The organism is Lachnoanaerobaculum sp. ICM7 (assembly GCF_000287675.1).
Classification (GTDB): domain Bacteria; phylum Bacillota; class Clostridia; order Lachnospirales; family Lachnospiraceae; genus Lachnoanaerobaculum.
The window spans coordinates 181,946-200,914 of record NZ_ALJL01000036.1 but is presented as its reverse complement, the minus strand read 5'-3'; the positions used below and the strand labels follow the sequence as shown (position 1 = coordinate 200,914).

General features: G+C 34.1%; 18 protein-coding genes and 1 rRNA gene. 1 reads left to right on the top strand and 18 read right to left on the bottom strand.

The annotated features are described in order from the left end of the window. The 12 genes from HMPREF1140_RS12600 to HMPREF1140_RS12545 form a co-directional block, all read right to left on the bottom strand. Positions 1-167 (bottom strand): 16S ribosomal RNA (locus tag HMPREF1140_RS12600); the annotation flags it as partial. A 604-nt stretch (positions 168-771) separates the two neighbouring features. Further along, positions 772-1,800: an RNA ligase family protein gene (locus HMPREF1140_RS12595; protein WP_009664191.1), complete on the bottom strand. Its 1,029-nt coding sequence runs from the start codon at positions 1,798-1,800 to the stop codon at positions 772-774. 66 nt (positions 1,801-1,866) lie between these two features. Continuing rightward, positions 1,867-2,730, bottom strand: coding sequence for an N-acetylglucosamine kinase (locus HMPREF1140_RS12590; RefSeq protein WP_009664113.1), 864 nt, complete (start codon positions 2,728-2,730; stop codon positions 1,867-1,869). Beyond that, entirely contained in the window at positions 2,731-3,828 is a 1,098-nt protein-coding gene (locus tag HMPREF1140_RS12585; RefSeq protein ID WP_009664175.1) for a DUF871 domain-containing protein, read from the bottom strand. It lies immediately after the preceding gene. 29 nt (positions 3,829-3,857) lie between these two features. Next, positions 3,858-5,204, bottom strand: coding sequence for a PTS sugar transporter subunit IIC (locus HMPREF1140_RS12580; RefSeq protein ID WP_009664152.1), 1,347 nt, complete (start codon positions 5,202-5,204; stop codon positions 3,858-3,860). 1 nt (position 5,205) lies between these two features. Then, positions 5,206-5,517 (bottom strand): PTS sugar transporter subunit IIB, encoded by a 312-nt coding sequence (locus tag HMPREF1140_RS12575; protein ID WP_009664069.1) that lies wholly within the window; start codon positions 5,515-5,517, stop codon positions 5,206-5,208. A 119-nt stretch (positions 5,518-5,636) separates the two neighbouring features. Beyond that, positions 5,637-6,551, bottom strand: a complete 915-nt coding sequence (murQ, locus tag HMPREF1140_RS12570) for an N-acetylmuramic acid 6-phosphate etherase (protein WP_009664169.1) — start codon at positions 6,549-6,551, stop codon at positions 5,637-5,639. Continuing rightward, complete coding sequence (locus HMPREF1140_RS12565) at positions 6,538-7,983, bottom strand: glycoside hydrolase family 1 protein (RefSeq protein WP_009664061.1); 1,446 nt, start codon at positions 7,981-7,983, stop codon at positions 6,538-6,540. The genes murQ and HMPREF1140_RS12565 overlap by 14 nt, the downstream gene beginning before the upstream one ends. 22 nt (positions 7,984-8,005) lie before the next feature. Further along, entirely contained in the window at positions 8,006-8,848 is an 843-nt protein-coding gene (locus HMPREF1140_RS12560; RefSeq protein WP_009664198.1) for a MurR/RpiR family transcriptional regulator, read from the bottom strand. 38 nt (positions 8,849-8,886) lie between these two features. Beyond that, positions 8,887-9,237: a PTS lactose/cellobiose transporter subunit IIA gene (locus tag HMPREF1140_RS12555; RefSeq protein ID WP_009664173.1), complete on the bottom strand. Its 351-nt coding sequence runs from the start codon at positions 9,235-9,237 to the stop codon at positions 8,887-8,889. An 828-nt stretch (positions 9,238-10,065) separates the two neighbouring features. After that, positions 10,066-11,748 carry an ABC transporter ATP-binding protein gene (locus HMPREF1140_RS12550; protein ID WP_009664060.1) on the bottom strand — a complete coding sequence of 561 codons (1,683 nt, stop codon included), beginning with the start codon at positions 11,746-11,748 and terminating at the stop codon, positions 10,066-10,068. A gap of 26 nt (positions 11,749-11,774) precedes the next feature. Further along, on the bottom strand, positions 11,775-12,488 hold the full coding sequence (locus HMPREF1140_RS12545) for an ABC transporter ATP-binding protein (protein WP_009664206.1): 714 nt from the start codon (positions 12,486-12,488) through the stop codon (positions 11,775-11,777). Positions 12,489-12,788: 300 nt separating this feature from the next. Between HMPREF1140_RS12545 and HMPREF1140_RS12540 the strand changes: the two genes are divergently transcribed. Next, positions 12,789-13,964, top strand: coding sequence for an IS110 family transposase (locus HMPREF1140_RS12540; RefSeq protein WP_009664213.1), 1,176 nt, complete (start codon positions 12,789-12,791; stop codon positions 13,962-13,964). A gap of 292 nt (positions 13,965-14,256) precedes the next feature. Here the strand turns inward: HMPREF1140_RS12540 and HMPREF1140_RS12535 are convergent, their stop codons facing one another. The 6 genes from HMPREF1140_RS12535 to HMPREF1140_RS12510 form a co-directional block, all read right to left on the bottom strand. Beyond that, positions 14,257-14,997: an ABC transporter permease gene (locus HMPREF1140_RS12535; protein ID WP_009664163.1), complete on the bottom strand. Its 741-nt coding sequence runs from the start codon at positions 14,995-14,997 to the stop codon at positions 14,257-14,259. A gap of 277 nt (positions 14,998-15,274) precedes the next feature. After that, on the bottom strand, positions 15,275-15,904 hold the full coding sequence (locus HMPREF1140_RS12530; RefSeq protein WP_009664054.1) for a TetR/AcrR family transcriptional regulator: 630 nt from the start codon (positions 15,902-15,904) through the stop codon (positions 15,275-15,277). Between the two features lie 170 nt (positions 15,905-16,074). Further along, positions 16,075-16,404 (bottom strand): GntR family transcriptional regulator, encoded by a 330-nt coding sequence (locus tag HMPREF1140_RS12525; protein ID WP_035620602.1) that lies wholly within the window; start codon positions 16,402-16,404, stop codon positions 16,075-16,077. Then, positions 16,401-16,622 (bottom strand): DUF1648 domain-containing protein, encoded by a 222-nt coding sequence (locus HMPREF1140_RS12520; RefSeq protein WP_009664127.1) that lies wholly within the window; start codon positions 16,620-16,622, stop codon positions 16,401-16,403. The genes HMPREF1140_RS12525 and HMPREF1140_RS12520 overlap by 4 nt, the downstream gene beginning before the upstream one ends. 18 nt (positions 16,623-16,640) lie before the next feature. Next, positions 16,641-18,200, bottom strand: coding sequence for a hypothetical protein (locus HMPREF1140_RS12515; protein WP_009664211.1), 1,560 nt, complete (start codon positions 18,198-18,200; stop codon positions 16,641-16,643). After that, positions 18,193-18,903: an ABC transporter ATP-binding protein gene (locus HMPREF1140_RS12510; RefSeq protein ID WP_009664098.1), complete on the bottom strand. Its 711-nt coding sequence runs from the start codon at positions 18,901-18,903 to the stop codon at positions 18,193-18,195. Before HMPREF1140_RS12510 ends, HMPREF1140_RS12515 begins: the two co-directional genes overlap by 8 nt. Between the last annotated feature and the right edge of the window lie 66 nt (positions 18,904-18,969).

Sequence of the window (18,969 nt, the reverse complement as noted above, 5' to 3'; positions counted from 1 at the left end):
CCGTTATCCCCCTGTATAAGGCAGGTTATCCACGCGTTACTCACCCGTCCGCCACTAAGTCTACCTAAATTCCATCCGAAGACTTCCTTTAAGCAGCTTCGTTCGACTTGCATGTGTTAAGCACGCCGCCAGCGTTCATCCTGAGCCAGGATCAAACTCTCATATAAAAGTTTAATCTAGCCTTCTCGCTAGCTTGCATCTGTTTTCACAGATCTACTGTTTTTTAAAGGTTTTAAATTCTGTTCGAATCTAAACGTTGTTTTTCTGAAACTTCATCATATTTTTAAAGGTAGCACCATCGTCTCGCCTTGCTCGACGAGGTGTACTATTTTTCTAAACTCGAGCTTCGCTTACGCTTGCTCTCGTTAACAAAAATATGCAAATTTTTCAGGGTTGTGTGTACTGTTTAATCTTAAATTATCAAGGTTCGTTTGCTTGCTGTTTGAAACAGCTTAACTATTATATCAAGCTCATTTCATCTTGTCAACAACTTTTTAAAAGTTTTTTTCAGATTATTTGGGGCTTATTTTGCTCTTTTCAAGCAACTTTGATATAATACCATTAATTCAACATCTTGTCAACTACAATTTAAATTATTTTTAAGTTATTATGATGTTTGAATTAAGCCTCCTGCAAAAGCAGTGTACTCATTATACTTTTTCGTATTTCTAAAGTCAAGTGACTTTTTAAAAAAACACAAAAAAAGCTACAGTTTCGAACTCATTTTTGCATCCTAAACTGTAGCCCTCTCAATTTTATAAAAGTATTTTACTACTCTTTCAAAAGATAATCATTATTTATAACTTTCATAGACAGCGGACCTGCTATGGTATTTGAATACACAGTTTCAACCGGTCTTATTACGATACCTTCCTTATTCTTCCCTGAAGTGTACTTTCCCTTTGCCCTTTCCAAAAGTTCATCAACGCTTTTGTACTTAAACTCTTCTTCCACTTCCTCAACAGGCACCATATTTAAACCAAGAAGCTTACATATCTCCTCAGTCTTATACATGGAAAGCCTTGTATTAGTTTTCATATCTGTTATCGTAAATACATACCACTCAGGTGTTTTCAGATTAAGTCTGTTTTTTTGAATACCCGGTCCGCAAAATTCACCCTGAATTGCTATATCGTCAAGATTATTTTCTTTTAATCTCTCTTCTATTCTATGTTCATGTGCATATTTCCACATATCACATTTATCATCATCTGCATATTCGTAGTTTCTTCCGCATACACCGAAATGATCACCGCTCTTATACATGGTTACACTGCAACCGTCCATTTTAGTACTAATGTAATATCCCTTTACAGATTTAAACTCCTCTATTAACTCAGGATATGACTGCACTCTAAGCTCGTCGGTTTTTGAGATTTCACTAGGAAACTCTGCAATAACAGTACCGTCATTGCTTACTCTCTCCTCTATTTCCCATTTTCTTATTCCAAGAAGTTCGGTTACATCATCACCTATTTCATATTTACCTTCAGGAAGTATTTCTAAAGGTTGTACCAATCCCTGTGATATCTGTCCTCTGAATTTCATGGTTTTCAGCCTGAATCCCGCCCCCATTATTTCATTCTCTTTAAAGCTGCTTGCTCGAAGGAATTCAAAACGTTCACATACAGGAAGGAATGAATCCACTTCCATATATATACATTTATCACCTATACTGAATTGACCTTTGTTAGCTACACATTGCCATCCCAATACATGTACACATTCTATCTTTTCAGCACCCTCTATAGGCGTGATATTATGTACATACTGTATGGATGCCAGTTTTCTTTTTCCCATTTTTCACCTCAACAAAATATAATTTTTTATTTATACTCATTATAGCAGAAATATTCCCGCTTTTCACTATACTTGTAGTATACTCCCTTTTTCAGGTGGAAATATCGGTGAAACAATATCAATATCCGGATTCATTTCTTTTATCATTTTCATTATAAACTCAGACTTAAAGACTCCTCCTATATAACTTAACTTTATTTTATTTTCAAATTTTTCACTCAATGCTTTTATATGTAGAGTTATTTCTCCTGCCGCTCTTTCAAAGATAATCTTTATACTTTCACAGCTATAAATATATTTTGATGCCTCTGCCGCAAGACCTGCTATATGCTCTCTTGTGAAATCGCTCGTTGCTATATCATTCACACTATTCATCTTAAAATATTCAAGTACCAGATCATATATCTTACTTTTTTTGTTTCTGCCGTCAGATTCCTTTAAGGCTGCTGAAATAATCGATTTTCCTATACTGTATGCACTGCCCTCGTCGCCGTATCTGTATCCGAAACCGCCACACCTGTATGTATTCTCACCTATCTTTGCAAGTCCTATACTTCCTGTACCTGCAATTATAAGTATTCCGTCATCTCCTCCAAGTGCGCCAAGCATTGCGGCGTAGGCATCAGAATAAAGCCTGAACTCTTCAAATACTGATGAAAACTCATCCTCAAGCTTTTTTCTGTAATCCTTATTTATACCGTATCCTCCAAGACCTGCTCCCACCTTCAAATCATAATCACAGTCTTTTATATTAATAAGCAACTTTTCTCTCGCCTCGGTAAGAATAGATACCGCTTCTTTAAAACTTGTCTGCGCAGGATGGATTGTAGGCATTAAAACGGATGCTATACTGTTTTTATCACTGTCAAACAGTATAAAATTTGTCTTTGTTCCCCCACCGTCTATTCCTATGTAATAAGTATTTTTCATCTATACTTCCTTTGATTCCTTCATGGCAAACTTCTGCCAAGGCCTTATATAGTCAAGCAAGAACAACTCATCTTTATCAATATGCCCGACCACGGAGCTCATCCCCGAATTTTCCATATCGCTTAAAGCAATCTGCAGTTCTCCAGCATAATGACCGTAGAGCGAACTTTCAATTATAATATCACCTCTTTTTATAGGTGCGGGATTTATTACTTCAAACTTTTCACCCTTGTACTTTACCCTTGAAGCCGTAGATCTGATAAAATTGTCCGACTTATCGCCTCTGTTAAAATGCATTTCTTTTAAAACTATAGTTCTTTCAAGTACAGGAAGTTCGGGCAAAAGTTTTACATCGAAGCATACTCTGTCCAGAGGAATGCTTTTTATCTTTTCAATCTCCTCATCTGTCGGATAGCAATTTGAAATAATAATGTCATCAATGTCATCCATAGCAATCATATGCTTTAGTTGCTTATCAATACTCATATTTCTGTGCATTTCCAAAGTCGGAAGTCCGAAATCGGTAGGCCATGGACCAAACGATCCTTTACTTCTTGTGGTAATAAATGCCGCAGTGTTCAGACCGTATTTTTTAAATCTTTTTGTACAGCTTTTAAAGAAATCAAGTCCGAGTCCGCTGTAATTATGCGGATAAAAATTATGACATCCGTATAGATTGTATCTGTTAGGTTCATAATTCATTATTGTATCAATAGTTGAAACATCATTTGACATATTAATTTCTATCTTCAAGTCGTATTCATTAAAAGTCATAACAGACTCTTCCAGTCCGCTAAATCCCAGATCAAGTCTAAGTCCGTCCGCTCCTATTTCTTTAAAGAAAGAAAGGTCCTTATATGATATTCCCAGTTTATCAAAAACTGAAGGTGATACATCAACTATTATTTCAAACCCAAGGCTTTTTGCATAACGATTTATCTTACTAAAATCATGTATTATCTCTTCTTTTGATTTATTCACTGATAAAAGACATGAGAAGATACGAGAAAAGCCGGAAAATCCGGCTTTCTTAATATATTCAATAATATTTTCCACATTGTCTTTTTCAGGATAAATTGATATCCCAAGTCTACGCATAACTCTCCTTTATATTATTACGTAAAATATTATGCAGCAACGTCACTTTCTTCCTGCTTCTTTAAATCTGCATCATACTTGTTAAAGAACGGAAGGTAAATAAGTATTGAAAGAATTATCAAAAGTACATTTAATATAAGTGCTCTGATATCTCCGTTTGTTGCAAGGAATGCACCTATAGGTCCCGGCAAAGTCCATGGTGCTGACGCCACTACCCTGTTTACAAGTCCAAGCTCGGTTGCTATCCATGCAATTATAGCACAAATAATAGGATTTAAAACAAAAGGTATCAAAAGAACAGGGTTAAGGATTATAGGGCATCCGAAAATCATCGGTTCATTGATATTAAAGAGCGCCGGTACAAAAGCTACCTTTCCAAGTGTCTTGCCATACTGTGATTTTGATCTGAATAAAAGTAAGATTGCAAGTCCTATAGTTGTTCCTGAACCTCCGATATATATAAACCACTGATAGAAAGGTTCCGGGGCAATATTCGGAATAGCCATTCCTGCTGCAAGCGCATTTGAGTTCTGCTCAAGAAGCATAAGCCATATAGGTCTTGTAACGCTACCTACTACACTGCTTCCGTGTATACCGAAGCACCAGAAGAATGAATCAAGGAATGTAAGTAAAAGTACTGACGGAAGTGTATCTGCAACATGTACTATAGGTCTTATAACAGAACCTACAATACCGTGAACGTTTATTCCAAGCCACATACATATGGTTGAAACTATAAGAAGAATAATAACTGTAGGTGTAAGTGCTTCAAAACTTCTTGCAACAGATTCCGGAACCTGCTCAGGCATTCTGATTTTAAAGCCTGATTTCTGGGTAAATCTATAGATTTCTACCGCAAAGAATGCTGAAAGAATACCTACAAACATTCCGTCAGATCCGATATATGACATTCCAAGATGCCAACCGCTTGGTATTGCCTTAATATAATCTGCCAAAGCCTGATTGTTTGCGGCAAGGCTTTGAATTTCTTCACTTGCCTCAGGAAGTGATACAGGTACAACTGTCAACAGGAATGTCAATTCTGAAAGAATAGCTCCTGAAAGTCCGTCCAAATCATAGCTCTTTGACAATGAAAATCCTATTCCGAACACTGCATATAATGTCATAATATACATTGCCATACGATATGGAAGAAGAATTCTTCCCGCATTTGCTTTTATAAACTGTGCAATTCCCCAAGTTGCCGGCATTTGGTTCGGCAAGAATGCAATTACAAGAAAAAGTGAACTTACAATTACTATAGGCAAAGTTGCAATAATACCGTCTCTTACAGCTCTTAAATGTCTTTGTTCACTGAGTTTTGCCATCGGTGTACTTAGATTTTTGTCTAAAAATGCAGCAATATTATCAAACATTTTAATTACCTCCTGTTAATCCCTTCATCTGTGTATAAAGCTTAGGTCCACCCAGAGGTGAATAAGCCATAGGTTCAATTAATGCACATGGAATATTCTGTGCCTCTGCTGCAGCCTTGATATTATCAAATCTGTGGCGAATCTGTGGTGCAACCATCACACAATTCCAACCGTTCTTTACCTCGTCATCAACAGCCTGAGTTCCTATTGCAAGAACTTCAATCTTTTCACCATGCTTTTCAGCCTCTTTCTTCAATGCATTTACGGCAATGGTTGATGACATACCACCCGAACAAACAAATAATACCTTCATATATTACCTTCTTTCTAAATCTGATTTCATTTTCTTTTTATATCAGATTTTTGTTTTTAATGTAAAACATTTACCACATATCATAAGATTTTACTAAAACACTTTGAAGTGTTTTCAAACTATTTGCCGGTCTTAAGTAACTTCTTTATTGTGGCGCTGACATTCAACTCATTATCCGAAAGTGTCTTTCTTGCCTTTAGCGCATCCACACCTGCAAGTCCCATAACTATGGCCACCTTGACATCATAGCCTGATTCCTCCAGAAGCTTTTTTGAGTTTTCCTTATCTATACCTGTGGCCTCACTTACTATATTGAGTGCTCTTACTCTCAGCTTTTCATTGGTTGTCGCAACATCTACCATAAGATTTTGGTACACCTTGCCTATTTTTACCATAGTTGTGGTGGAAATCATATTTAATACCATCTTCTGAGCTGTTCCGGCTTTCATTCTTGTAGAACCTGTCACAGCTTCCGCTCCTACAACTACCTCTATAGGGGCGTATGCAAGCTCCGATATTTTTGCATTTCTTACACAACTTACAGCTACAGTCTTTGCTCCGAGACTTTTAGCATATTCCAAACCGCCTATTACATATGGTGTTCTTCCGCTTGCTGCAAGTCCTACCAAAGTATCCTTCTCACTAAGTTCAAGTTCCTTCAAATCATTTACGGCAAGCTCTTTTGAGTCCTCGGCACCTTCTACAGCTTTTCTCATCGCCTTATCTCCACCTGCCATAATACCTATTACCATGTCAAACGGTACGCCATATGTAGGAGGGCATTCACTGGCATCAAGTATACCAAGTCTTCCCGATGTACCTGCACCTATATAAATAAGCCTTCCGCCTCTTTTTATACTGTCAACCGCAAACTCCACAGCCTTTCCTATCTCAGGTATGGCAGGTTTTACACAGTCGGCTATCTTTTCATCCTCTTGATTTATCTTTTCAATAATTTCTACAGCGGAAAGTTCGTCAAGATTCATCGTGTTAATATTTCTTCTCTCTGTATCCAAACTGTCAAGACTTAACACTGTTTTTCTCCTTTTCTATAAAATCCTTGTAGAATTTAAAACTCTTCTTTTTATATCTTTTATATGTACCGTTACCGAGGTTGTCGGCATCAACATATACCACTCCGTATCTCTTTGTCATCTCAAGTGAACCGGCGGATACGATATCTACAATGCCCCAAAGCAAATATGCCAGACATTCCACTCCGTCATCTACAGCAAGCTTTATCTGTTCAAAGTGGTCGTTCAAATACTGTATTCTGTAGTCATCATTTATGATATTGCCGTCCAAAAGTACATCATTGTATCCGAAGCTGTTCTCTGTGATCATTACAGGCTTTTTATATCTGTCATAAATCTTGTTCATAGAAATTCTCATGCCCACAGGGTCAATCTGCCATCCCCACTCATTTGCTTTCAGATACGGATTCTTTGTACTTACCACAAGATTACCTGCTGTCTTTTCCATTTCCTCAGATGCACACACATTTGACTGATAGTATGAAAATCCCACAAAATCGGCTGTGTTGTTTTTCAGAAGTTCTTCATCTCCCGGTAAAAACTCCACTTTAACATTGTTATCTCTAAAGTACTTCTTCATATAGTAAGGATACTCTCCACCTGCCAATACATCTGTAAAGAACCATTGATTTACCTGCTCGTACTGTAATGTTTTCAACTGATCAAGCGGATTACATGAGTAACCGTAATAGCAAAAACATGCGGCCATACATCCGAAACTTGCATCAAGCATTTTTCTTCCAAGTTCTATTACCTTTGCTGAAGCTATAAACTGATTGTGAAGTCCTGCAAATATGTCATTTAAATCATATCCGCTTCCCTCTTTATTTTCATCTCTGAGAAGTCCAAGTCCGTTGAAAGGGCTGAAAAATCCGGTATTTATCTCATTGAAAGGTACTACATAATCCAAGTACTTACCAAATCTTTCAAATATTACTTTTGCATATTTTAAATACAAATCGACAAGCTTTCTGTTTTTCCAACCACCATATTTTTCGACCAGTGCAAGAGGTAGAGCATAATGTGTAAGACTGAGATATATCTTGATACCCTTTGACTTAAGCTTCTTTAAAATATCTCCGTACATCTTAAGGGCATCTTCATTAGGATTCTCTTCCTCTCCTGTAGGAAATATTCTCGACCAAGCAATTGAAATCCTGTATATATCTATTCCAAGCTCACTGAGGTAATCTATATCCTCATCTATATGTGACAGTCCTTCACTCCCCCTTCTTCCCGGAAAGAAATCACCGTCTTTCGGATTTTTGGCTCTTTCTATATCGGCTTTTGTTAAAAGTCTTGTAGATGTGGTGGCGTTGTCTGTCCTTTTTACATATCTTCTACAGTCCTGTGTATCTATACCCTTATTAAAGAGATCAAATCCACCCTCATATTGACTTGAGGCGCTTGCACCTCCCCAAAGCATTCTCATTTTTTCACTTCCTTTAACAAAATCAGTCTCTAAGCTTCTTTATCAAATTTCTTGTAGCTTCAATATCTTCAAGAACTTCAGGATAATGTCTGTGTGATATTGCAAGATAAATCATATCAAGTAAAGTAAGCGTTGTATTACGACTTGAAATTGCTCCAAGTCTTAATTCTCTCTCATCATGCGGAACACGAAGAGTTATATCACAGATTTTAGACAATTCATTCTTGCCGAAACAACAAATACCTATTGTCTTTGCCCCTGACCTTTTTGCAATTTCAGCCACCAAGACAGTCTCCTTTGTATTTCCGCTATAACTTATACAGACACAGGCATCTTCTTTTTTAATAAAATTCAAATTAACAAGCTGTAAATGTATATCATTATTAAATACAACATCCTTACCTATTCTTGAAAGCTTATAATTTATATCGTAACAAACTATTCCGCTGGCTCCTACTCCAAACAGATATATTTTCCTTGCATTATCTATTGCATCTATCGCCTCTTCAATAAGACTTATATCCATCAGAGCATAAAGTTTTTCAATGCTCTTAATAAGATTTATTTTGTTTTTTTCTATAATATCTTCAAGTTCGTCCTCAGGATGTATTATCTCATCCCCTGTATAATCTTTATCCGAATCCAAATCTGCAGCTAATGCGAGTTTCAGCTGTTGAATACCGTCAAATTCCAAACTTTTTACAAATCTGATAACTGTAGCCGGTGATGTGCCCGTTATTGCCGCAATTGATTGTGTACTTAGATTTATAGCATCTTTATAATTATCTATAAAATAATCCGCCACTCTCTGTTCCGACTTGGTCAGTTTTGAATATTCCTCTTTGATTTGCAATACTATATCCAATGTATTACCTCCAAATTTTATGGAACTCCCAATCACTTTTATATTTTCTTTTTTATTTCTTCTATTTCCGTCTTAAGATCGGCTATTGTTTTATAGAGTGAGATCATCTCCTCCGCCAACTCCTCAGCTACATTTGCCATTGTAAGGTGGTCTTGTGAATGTATCAGAATAATGTTTACAGGAACCTGCTCACCTCCGGCTTCCTTTGCAATCATATCTGTCTGTAATTCATGAGCCTGTAAAAGTCTTTGATTCGCCTCTTTAAGCTTTTCATTTGCAGATTCAAAGTCGCCCTTTCTTGCATCACAGATGGCATCCATTGAATAACCCTTGCTGTCACCTGCCGTAGCAATTATTTCAAAAGAAACCTGATAATCTTCTTCTCTCATAAAACTCCTATCATTCGCAAAATTATAAAATATTATTTCAGTAAATATTTTATTTTATGGAATATTGTTTCTAAGCTTATTTAATCACAATATTATATCTTTGTCAATAAAAATAAAATCTTAAGTCAAAAGATGTCAATACACAAAAAAACGATCAAATCAGTACCATTTTCCTTTGTGCTCTAAACTGCATAAAGGGAATATCGATGAGTACTTTCATTGATCGTTATTATTATTCAAATTAATTCAATAATAAAAGTAACTTCATCTAAGTAATAAGAGCAATTAATTAGCTCAGCAACAACTATAACCACAGCAACTCCTTCTAAACGATGAAAGGAATATCCGCCGTGGCTATCTATTTACTTTTTTTCTTTTACTTTTGTAAGTTACTTTTGTTATTTTTACTTTTTCTGTATTATATCATATTTTGATTAAATTGTCATCTGAGATAGTGATTTTAAAAAAACTGGAAATTTTTTCAATTGTATAATTTGACAATAAAAAACACTTTTATATCAATTTAATGATTTTAGAGCATTTTTAGTTTATTTTATTTTAAAGTTGTCGTCTATTCCTCAGAATTACTTGAAGAACAGGAAAAATTCGACAACAAAGTAGTCGATCTATTCAGTTATAAAACCTATGAAGGTCTTTCTGCTGGAACTGGCCACTCCTACTTTGGAGATGTAGATTATACTCTTACTTATTCAATTGAGAATATCCCTCATGATTTCTCCTCATGTGGTGCTAGCAAGCTTCTATATTATAGAACGAAAGTGATAAAGTGTTTTATAAAATTATACTATAAAATAAAATGAAAGAGAATTACACACTCAACTCAAACAACTTATAAAACTCACCTCTCCTATCCATCAAATCACTGAAAGAACCATCTTCAACAATAATGCCATCTTTCATAAAGAGAATTCTATCGTATTTTTTCAAAATGTTCTCATTCAACTTGTGGGTTACTACAAGTGCAGTCAAATTTTTAATATCCAAGATTGAACTTTCAATTTCAGTAGTTACTTGATTATCCAAAGATGAAGTAGCCTCATCCAATAATAAGATTGGTGTTTTTCGAATCAAGGCGCGCGCAATGCTAACTCTTTGTTTTTGTCCGCCAGATAAATTTGATCCATTCTCTCCACATAAAGCTTGTAGACCTAATTCATTTTCTAAAACATAACTTTCTAAACCTGACTGCTGTACAGCTTTCTTTATTTCCTCATCAGTGAAGGATTGATTAAGAGTAATATTTGCTCTTAAAGTATCATCAAAGATATAAATATCTTGCTGAACAATCGTCATCAAGTTATAAAGACTCTCTGCTGAAATAGCTTGTATATCTTGATTATCAATTGAAATATGTCCACTTGTTACATCATAAAAACGCAGCAATAGATTGAGCAAAGTTGATTTTCCACTCCCTGACATTCCTACAATTGCAATTTTTTCCCCTTTTTGAATCTTCAAAGATAAATGATTAAAAATTTTTTCTTCAGCATTAGGGTAAGAAAAGTCTATATTTGAAAAAGAAATGACATCATCGAAATATTCTTTCGTTTCACCAGTCTGAAGTCCAATTACATCTTTTACCTCAAATGCATTAAGTGTTGCTTGCCCTTCACGAAATTTACTCATTCCCATACCAATTTCATTTAGTGGCATTACTACAAAATTGACTAGTTGAACAATAGCTGTCACACTCCCAATTGTGGTAGAACCATTAAATACGAGGTACATCCCTCCACCAAAAGCTACCAAAAAAACAATCATCCCTGAAAGCTGTGAAATAACATTTGCTAAAACATCAAATTTTCCTTTTATAAAATATATCTCATCCAATTTTTCACTTTCATAACTATAATCCTCACAGATAGCATCTTTCACATTAAAACTTTTAATAACAAGAAATCCTGCTAAAATATCTTTAACCTTAGCTAAATACTTCTGATCTGCAATCATGGCACTCTTTTGAAGATAAGCTGATTTTTGTCCAATGAATCCAGAAATCATCATTGGAATAATGCTAGCAATGATAACCAATAAGGTCAAATACCAATTACCTATAAACATAGCTAGGAGCGAAAAAATCATTAAGGAAAGGTTTTTTGAAATATTAAAATACTGGTGTAGATAATCTTGCTCAATTTTCTTCATATTTTCGGTTAATACAGAAATAAATTCCCCTGATTTTTCTTTAGAAAAGTCTCTATAATCCCTATCTAAAATAGATTGGAACACCTTATTTTTGTATCTTGACATGATTTGCCTAACAAGTTTATTTTTCAATCGAAGAGATATAAAGTTGAGCCCTGCATATATGAGAATAACAATAGCTCCTACTAGTACCGCTTGAGTTAAGGCTTCTTTATTTTGAGACATGCCACTATCAATAATACCTTTAATAGAATAAGCAAAAGCAATATTAGTTAAAGGGACCAGTATATTAAATATCATGAAAGCATAAAAAGCCTTCTGATGGTTCTTTATCAATTGTTTCATCCTTAATCTACCTCATAATTCTTAATTTAATTTAGAAAATGTGACATAAAATATTCTTCTAAGTCAATATTCTCTCTCCTAATCTCTTTCATAGAGACCTGTTCTACAATTTTTCCATTTTTGATAAAACCAATTTTATCTGCTATCTGTGAAATTTCCGATAATATATGACTCGATATTAGTATTGTAATTCCATGCTCCTTAGAAAGCGACAACAAAAGATTTCGAATTTCTTGAATTCCTATTGGATCTAAACCATTGATTGGCTCATCTAAAATTAACAATTTAGGTTTTGTTAGAAAGGCACGAGCTAAACCAAGCCTTTGCCTCATTCCTAACGAAAAATCTTTTACTTTTTTAGTCGTATTTTTTAATCCGACCATTCTTAAGGCTCTTATTATATCTGATTCAGTAATAGTTTTCCCCATATACTGAGCGTGAATTTCCAAAATTTCTTTTGCAGTGCAGTTATCATAAAAAATTGGTGATTCAATAATACTTCCAATCTGACTTAGGATTTCTTCTCTGTGTTCTTGTAGATTTTTCCCAAAAATTTCAATACTACCTGATGTAATTGTTGATAAGGATAACATACATTTCATTAACGTTGTTTTTCCAGCACCATTCGGTCCTAGAAAACCATAGATTTCTCCTTCAGCAATTTGAAGGTTGATACCACTTAAAATTTCTTCTTTATCAATTGTTTTAAAAACTTCTTTTATTTCAACAATATTTCTCATTTCTATCTCTCTCGTATTATATAGTAGTAGTTTTTAGAGACCCTCTCCAAGGTCTTTATAACTATTAAGTCATAGTCTTTTCTTTACCTCTTCCGTAGGTTCGACTATGATATATAAGATGCTGTGGATTGGTCTAACCTCCTACCACTTGATGGTTTTAGAAAGGCTCCAACCACAGTCTCTTTGCTCATTTGTTAATCAGTTAGATACCGCATGACGGTTTATTTAGAACGAGGCTACAATCGCAAGGAGTCCCTGTGGTTCTAAAACAGTATCAAATACATTTTAAAGGAGATTATTATGATTTACGTAGGAATTGATGTCGCTAAGGATAAACATGATTGCTTTATCACAAGCTCTAATGGAGAAGTATTATTTAAAGCTTTTACCATTTCTAACAATCAAGATGGTTTCAATGTCCTTTACCAAAGAATAGAATCTGTTATGGAAGATGTAACAAAAGTAAAAGTAGGACTAGAAGCTACCGGACACTATAATTACAATCTTTTAGGATATCTCATTGATAAAGGTCTGACCACCTATGTCATCAATCCGTTACATTCAAATCTGTACAGAAAAAGTCTAAGCCTTAGACTCACGAAAACGGATAAAGTAGATGCCCGCACGATTGCTTACATGCTCATGTCTGATGTGAACTTGAAGTCCTACTCAGACACATCTTACCACAACGAAGAATTAAAGTCATTAACTCGTTATCGTTTTGATAAGGTGAAAGAACGTGCCAAGCTAAAAACTTCTGTTTCAAGACTGGTCTGTATCTTATTTCCTGAATTAGAAAAACTTGTACCAACACTTCATATGGCATCCGTTTATGCATTGCTTTCTGAATTTCCCGGGGCTAAACATATAGCCGGTGCACATCTTACCAGACTTACAAATCTTCTTTCAGATGCATCTAAAGGTCGATATGGTAAAGATACCGCCATAACTTTCAGGGAAGCTGCAAGAGCTTCTATCGGCTCAAATGTGCCGGCCAAATCTCTTGAACTAAAACATACTATCCAGTTGATACTGGAACTTGGTTCTGAGATTGAGGAAATCGAAAATGAAATTAAAATTATCATGGATGAAATTAATTCTCCAATTCTCAGTATTCCAGGTATCAACTATCGTATGGGCGCTATGATCATTGCCGAGATCGGTGACTTCAGTCGGTTTGATTCTCCTGATAAAATCTTAGCTTATGCCGGGTTTTCACCATCAACATATCAATCAGGACAGCTTGACTCAGCATACTCGCACATAGAAAAACGAGGTTCCAAATACCTACGATATGCCCTGTACAATGCAGCCAAGTATGTTTGCCACTGGGATTCGACATTTGCCGGGTACCTTGCCAAGAAACGAGCTGAAGGCAAGCATTATAACGTTGCAATATCTCATTCCGTCAAAAAACTGGTTCGAGTTATTTATCATCTTGTAAAATCGAATCAGCAATACATTAAAGTAGCTTAATTAACTCTAATTCAATACTCCTTTTTCATGCACCTATCATGATGCTCTTTTTGTCATGCAATTTCCAAAGTGCAAGGAACTCTAACTGTATTCCAAATATATCTAAAATACATTTCTGTACTTTATTTAAAAAATATCATTTTAAGGCTTGACTTTTAATAGTTAGTCTTTCTATATCCAGTTTTAAATGCAAGAATTTTTCTCCCAGAGCATAAATACTAATTTATACAGTCTCTTTTTTTATAGAAATCATTAAGGAATTATCACTTTCCTTCAATTAAACTTAGGTATGCTACTTGATACTAATATCTTGTCTTGAAATATTAAAAATTGAAAATGAAGTAATCATTAAACTTATGAAACTTGCAAATATCAAAAAGAATAAGTTATCAGCAATATTATTAGATAAACTTCCTGGACTTACATTTGAAAGTAATGCTGCTAAACCAAGTCCTGAAAGCATTGTTATAGCTGTTGAATGTTTAATCATACCTAAAACAAATGGTAGTAACCCTATTAGTACTGTTGCAAACGTTATTCCAGCCAAGTTAATTAATTGACTAGCTAGAGGGATATAACTAGATTCAGTTACAACAGCCATGAATCTAATGAATAATTGAGTCACTAAATGTGCAGAAAAATGGGCAATAAATGCTATTAGAATGACTGAAAGAATTTTTCCCCAAAGTAACTTTATTTTAGAAATAGGGTAAGAAAACAACTGAAAAATTGTTCTTCGTTTAAATTCATCAATAATAATCGTAGATAATAAATAAGATTCGAAAATCAAAAATGCTGCTTTTGTAAATAAAGATGAAAACAATGAAGCTACAATTGCCCAACCTTCCCATTTACCAGTAATTCTAATAACATTAGAATCCTGTCCAGTAAATTCTCCTAGTTTATTGTCAGTACCTAAACCCATAATAATGATTGCTGTAATACCTAACACTATAAATATAGTACACAACCAGGCTAAAAATAATTTAGATTTAGAAACTTTATTTAATTCAATTTTAATAAGCGACAACATAGATTATTTCCTCCAAAGCGTAAATAAAGAATAAACTATTCAGACTAATCTCGACAAATATTTAAAAATAAGCTTATTTTACAGACAATGGCACCATACATACTATCGGTATGTATATACTAAAAACAAACATACCCTCGGTATGTATAATAGATTTTTAATAACACACTTAAAGTATGTTATTTTTTAACTATAAATTATGTAAGATAATTTATTGAATTGATAACACATAAATAGAAATTAGTATTAACATGAATGTCATGCGACTACTTATTTACTATTTTTTTAAGCGATCAAATAAGTTGAAAATCACCTCCATCATTTCATCAGAAATTAACTGTACCCCTAGACCTTCAAAAGTAAGTTTAATGAAATTCATTTTACGCTTTAATTCTACTAATGAAAAAACGGAAATTTGAAAACCAATCCAAATATTTAGAGATAAAACAATTAAATCTGCTAGCTCTTCTGGATATTCTGTTTTAATAGACCCATCTTCAACTCCTTCGTAAACCTTTTCTCTAATTTCGGGTAAAAAATCAGAAAATAGACCTAGATACTGCTCTCCCAATAAGCGTGGACTTCTTAGCATGATTGAGGCAGAGTAAACGAGCCTTTGGTGTTCAAAATTAGAGAAAGAGTCCATCAAAGAATTTTGTATCTTTTCTAATCCAGTATTTCCTCTCCAATTATAATTTAAAATTTCTTGATTATTTTCGCTAATGATTGTTTGCAGTATATCATATTTAGACTCAAAATGATGATAGATAACACCTTTTGTTAATCCACCTAATCCATCTATGATATCTTGTATTGATGTATTATCAAATCCTTTTTCTAAAAATAGATTTTTAGAGACCTCTAGTATTTTTTTTCTAGTTTCATGTGAGTTTCTATTCCTTGCCATTTTTGTTCCTTTCTATCATACCGATGGTATGTAATTCTATTGTAGTGGAAGTAACTAATAATGTCAAGTTCTTTATTGGAAAATGCAAAAAAAGCCTTATAATCAAGGCTTTTATATACTTTCAAAAATAATCCTAATAAATTTCCATTCAACTTCATCTAAGCATCTTTTCAAAAAAATAAATTGACAATCTCATCTTCCGAAAATCCTAGCTCACCTAGATTTTCAAACAAAATTTTCACTAGCTTGTTCGATTCTTGATATCTTAACTCCTTTATTTCTTGCTCGCTTGCTATGACAAAATATCCTAATGTTCCACAGCTAATAACCAAATTCTGTTCTTCGAGAACTTTCATTGCTTTTTGGATTGTTGCTGGATTACACTTCTCATTTTCTGCTAAACTCCTTATCGAAGGAATTTTTTGTCCAAGCACATAATCACCTCTTAAAATAGTTGTTCTTAATTTTGATGCAATCTGTAAATATAGATGGGGTTTCATTTAATCTTTTTATTTTCCTTCCCCCTAACAATCTTCCAATATGCAGAGTATGGAATTACTGTAGCCAGTAGAAGATAATATTTATTTGCAAACATATCTGCAACACCTTTTGCATTGAAATGGATAGGAACTTCCTCTGGGAGAAAACTACAAATAACAACTATTATGACTGTCATCCCTAGCAACACCAAAATATCTTTTGTCAGTCTGTTTTTCATCTTATTTTCCTCCTTTAACTAGATAAAATTCGACTTGCTCATTGTTATATAAACACCCATTGTAATAACCAATAAAACTACTGATACTACCTGCAAAACAAATGTAATCGGAATATTTAACACCCAATTAAGAAAAATAGGCGTAATAAGTACAATCATACCAATAATTCCAGTCACAATAACAGGTAGACTTTGTTTGACGACTATCATCTCACTGTCCCAATCATAGTTAGGATATTTTTTATTTAATGAAATTCCGATTACCGTTATAAAAAGGGAGTAACATATAGGAACAATAACTAGATTCATAACTTGAATAGGATTCATATCAAGTTTCAGCATAAATACTGATACAGAAATCATATATCCAATCAAATGAAGTGTAAGGTTGACAGCTATCTTAGCATTTAAAATCATTTTTATCTCAACCGGAGAACTTTTCAAAATCCAAATATTTTTACCTTCTAAAGATATAGATGAAGCTGCTGGACAACTGAGTGAAAGCATAGATGCAATAAAGACGGGAGCTAAGTTTGAAAGATACTCATTTATATTTTCAATTCCTGCAGAATTTCCTATTTGACCTACAGAATTAAACAGGAAACATATACTAAAGACACATAAAAGAATCACTCCAAGCCCAGCATTCAAGACTGCCATATAAGAACTTAAAAATCGTCCAAGCTCTTTTTGATACAAGGCAAAAAATACCGATTTTCTTTCATAAGATACTTTGTCATTAGCATAACTTGATTTTGTATTGGCAAGTGTATTAAGTAGTCCATACTTCAACGAAGCAATTTTGACAAATAGATAAAAGACGACTATTGAAAGAACTATATAAAATCCCATCCCATAGTACATTGGAAAATTGTAGTATGACATAAATAGTCTAGAAATTGGATACAGTCCAGTAATTTGCTTAGCCAGAGTAACCCCAATACTACTTTCATCACCTGATTGCAAAGCTGATAATGCAAAATATCCAATTATACCTAGCATCGCAAATGAAAAAATAAGAGAGATAACATTTTTTCTTTTAAAAAAAGATGAAGCGACAACAATAACGAGTCCCATGCATGCCGCTATACACATGGGGATCAAAGGGGCAAAAAATATAGAAGTAAAATACAATATAATCTGTAGGAGGTTTAAACTTCCGTTCAAGCCCCATACAATTCCACCCGGAAGCATAAACATCAAGCCTATTAAAAAATTCAATAAGTACATAAACATGAACTTGCTGGTGATAATATACGAACTTTTAACAGGTAAGGATTGGAGAATTTCCATATCTCGACTGCCAAATAAAATGCCATTCGAATAAAAAACTGTCAAAAATAATATCGAAAAACTTGAGACAGAGACCATATATGCCGGAATCAAGTTTTGTTGTCCAACTTGTACCAATGTTTTAGCTGTTAGGATATTATAAAAAAAGCAAAATAAGGCAAGAGTTACTATGCCAAAACTCGCAATAGCCATTGAACTTTGTTTTTTATTTCCCGTCTCTCTAATCTGGTTAATGGGAAAAAAATTTATCAATTGTGCTCTAATTAGTATCCAAATGTTACTCATTGCCCTGCACCTCCATGAAAAATGCTTCCAATGATTCATTACCTTTGATATCTCCTGTATTACCACTTGCAACTAACTTTCCATTTTTGATAATGGCAATCTTATTACATAATTTTTCCGCAACATCCAATACATGGGTTGAAAAGAAAATAGCACCTCCATCTGAAACACACTCATGCATAATTTTCTTTAGTAGGAAAGTTGCTTTGGGATCTAGCCCAACAAAAGGTTCATCTAAAATCAATAGTTTGGGAGAATGTACAAGTGCAGAAATAATGGCTGTTCGTTGCTTCATACCATGTGAATATGAAGAAATTATCCCCGAAAGATGCTCAGTCATATCAAATAAATCACCGTAATTTTGGATTCTCTCCCTGCGTATTTTTGTAGGAATTTCAAACAGGTCAGCAATGAAATTAATATATTGAAGTCCTGTCATATGTTCATACAAATCTGGATTATCTGGGATATACGCCATCATTTTTTTACAAATAACAGGTTCTTCTTTAATAGAATGACCGTTGATAATTATACTTCCGTCTTCAAAATCATGGATACCGACAACTGCCTTTATCGTTGTCGTTTTTCCCGCACCATTTGCTCCAATAAAACCATAAATATCTCCAGGCTGTACTGAAATAGATAGGTTATCCACAACCTTCTTATCCCCATAACTTTTACTAAAATTCTTTATCTCTAACATATTTTCACCTCTATTGACAATTTGTCAGTCATATTTTGAAATAATACCGATAGCTTGTTTTGATTC

Bases quoted from the DNA above. Each gene is read 5' to 3' on its own strand.
- HMPREF1140_RS12595 (WP_009664191.1), bottom strand. From the start codon at position 1,800: ATGGGAAAAAGAAAACTGGCATCCATACAGTATGTACATAATATCACG.
- HMPREF1140_RS12545 (WP_009664206.1), bottom strand. From the start codon at position 12,488: ATGAGAAATATTGTTGAAATAAAAGAAGTTTTTAAAACAATTGATAAA.
- HMPREF1140_RS12540 (WP_009664213.1), top strand. From the start codon at position 12,789: ATGATTTACGTAGGAATTGATGTCGCTAAGGATAAACATGATTGCTTT.
- HMPREF1140_RS12520 (WP_009664127.1), bottom strand. From the start codon at position 16,622: ATGAAAAACAGACTGACAAAAGATATTTTGGTGTTGCTAGGGATGACA.
- HMPREF1140_RS12550 (WP_009664060.1), bottom strand. From the start codon at position 11,748: ATGAAACAATTGATAAAGAACCATCAGAAGGCTTTTTATGCTTTCATG.
- HMPREF1140_RS12575 (WP_009664069.1), bottom strand. From the start codon at position 5,517: ATGAAGGTATTATTTGTTTGTTCGGGTGGTATGTCATCAACCATTGCC.
- HMPREF1140_RS12530 (WP_009664054.1), bottom strand. From the start codon at position 15,904: ATGGCAAGGAATAGAAACTCACATGAAACTAGAAAAAAAATACTAGAG.
- HMPREF1140_RS12555 (WP_009664173.1), bottom strand. From the start codon at position 9,237: ATGAGAGAAGAAGATTATCAGGTTTCTTTTGAAATAATTGCTACGGCA.
- HMPREF1140_RS12515 (WP_009664211.1), bottom strand. From the start codon at position 18,200: ATGAGTAACATTTGGATACTAATTAGAGCACAATTGATAAATTTTTTT.
- HMPREF1140_RS12565 (WP_009664061.1), bottom strand. From the start codon at position 7,983: ATGAGAATGCTTTGGGGAGGTGCAAGCGCCTCAAGTCAATATGAGGGT.
- HMPREF1140_RS12510 (WP_009664098.1), bottom strand. From the start codon at position 18,903: ATGTTAGAGATAAAGAATTTTAGTAAAAGTTATGGGGATAAGAAGGTT.
- HMPREF1140_RS12590 (WP_009664113.1), bottom strand. From the start codon at position 2,730: ATGAAAAATACTTATTACATAGGAATAGACGGTGGGGGAACAAAGACA.
- HMPREF1140_RS12535 (WP_009664163.1), bottom strand. From the start codon at position 14,997: ATGTTGTCGCTTATTAAAATTGAATTAAATAAAGTTTCTAAATCTAAA.
- HMPREF1140_RS12525 (WP_035620602.1), bottom strand. From the start codon at position 16,404: ATGAAACCCCATCTATATTTACAGATTGCATCAAAATTAAGAACAACT.
- HMPREF1140_RS12580 (WP_009664152.1), bottom strand. From the start codon at position 5,204: ATGTTTGATAATATTGCTGCATTTTTAGACAAAAATCTAAGTACACCG.
- HMPREF1140_RS12585 (WP_009664175.1), bottom strand. From the start codon at position 3,828: ATGCGTAGACTTGGGATATCAATTTATCCTGAAAAAGACAATGTGGAA.